At 44.6% G+C, this 1,543-nt stretch carries 1 protein-coding gene; it reads right to left on the bottom strand.

Annotated elements, in window-relative coordinates; all coding sequences use genetic code 11:
* Positions 1 to 33: 33 nt before the first annotated feature.
* Entirely contained in the window at positions 34 to 1,440 is a 1,407-nt protein-coding gene (gene tnpC / locus R8N49_RS24590) for an IS66 family transposase (protein ID WP_318190154.1), read from the bottom strand.
* Positions 1,441 to 1,543: the final 103 nt, after the last annotated feature.

Raw genomic sequence — 1,543 nt, 5'->3', positions numbered from 1 at the left:
GTAACTATTCACCCACGAGCTATTGACGACGGTTTACGCTAAAAATACTGGCGCCTGATAATCAACTTTCAACATGTGATGTTCGACGATTTCACGCAGCCATTTATAAGCAGAGACCTGCTGAAGTTTGGCTGTTTCTATCAGCGAGAACATTCGTTCGCGGAACTGGTCGCCTCGATATGAGCGAGTCACGTAACAACACTTCCTCATCAGTATGTAATTACGGAGAACTCGCTCCGCTGCGTTGTTTGTTAACGGGCACTCGGAGTCGTCCATAAACCGCCAGACCATGGCATCATCAGCGATGAGGTTTCGACATCTACCTCGATATCGTTTTGAGCATTGATAACTACCCAATTTGAGCCAATGAAGCCAGCTCTTTCGTAATCGCCTGAGTCGGCGGTAATATTGGCTTTCGGTAATTTTTTCTTCGATATATCGGTGATGACACCTGAATACGCTATGAGCGATTAAAGCGAGTTTTTCTCCGACTTTTTGGTTTTCAGGACAAACGCTATCCTCGATAGCGATGACGTTCCTTAATATGTGAGCCCAGCATAATTGGCGCTTAGATTCGTCGATATATTTGTAGGCAGAATATTGGTCAGTCACTAAAAGGTGTGAAACCGCTTCACCAAGTACTCGTTTGGCAGCATGTTGGTTTCTTCCACTGTTAATTTGGAATAAGGCTACGTCATTGCTGAGTGCGGCCCACATCCAGCGTTTATCATTATTGCGCTGATGCGAAGTCTCATCAGCCATAATCAGTTTAGATGCTTTGACTGTTTCATGAATTTGAGTATGAGTATCGGCTAAGTATTCAGTGACTCGTCCTTGCACCGCTGATATTGCACCTGTTGAGAAGTTAAGCTGGAAGACGTCTTTCAACATAGATTGTATTTTACCTATGCTTTGGTGGTGCTGCGTCGCCTGGATTGCGATAAAGCTATGTAGATTTGGCCCCATTTGAACATCGGGCACAGACTCTGGAAGCTCCGCTTGATGCTTATCACCACACCATGCGCACTCGCCTTTAAAGATTTGATGTTCAACAAGCGTGTATGAGATATCTGGCAAGTCAAAGATTTGGTGTCGTTTATAAGGTTTTCGATTTGGAATAACACACCCACCGCAGTGGCATATCTTATTCGGTAAGTATTGCTCAACCGAGGCACTGTCTTCAACAGGATGAAGCAGTCGGCGATGGCCTTTATGACCTGGTTGAGCTCCTTGCTTTTTTCCAGATGTCTTCCGGTTCGGAGAGGTATTCTTTGCTTTATTATGAAGGGGTTGTTGGGATGATGGCACAGAAGAGTTTCGACTATTTTGATTTAGTCGGTCTTCAAGCTCTGCCAGCTTATTCCATAAAAAGTGGATGATGTCTTTCGCCTCTTCAGGCGAATCGAAATCTGGCGGTGGAGGTAATGTTTTCTTATTCATACCACCAGATTGCCACCACGAAAAGATCACTCAAGTTGGATGTGGGATCAAGTTAACTCAGTCACATAACTTTGCTGTCAAGACCTTGCGGGTGAATAGTTAC

The organism is Vibrio sp. 1978, assembly GCF_033344345.1.
This window is presented reverse-complemented; position numbering and strand designations above follow the sequence as displayed.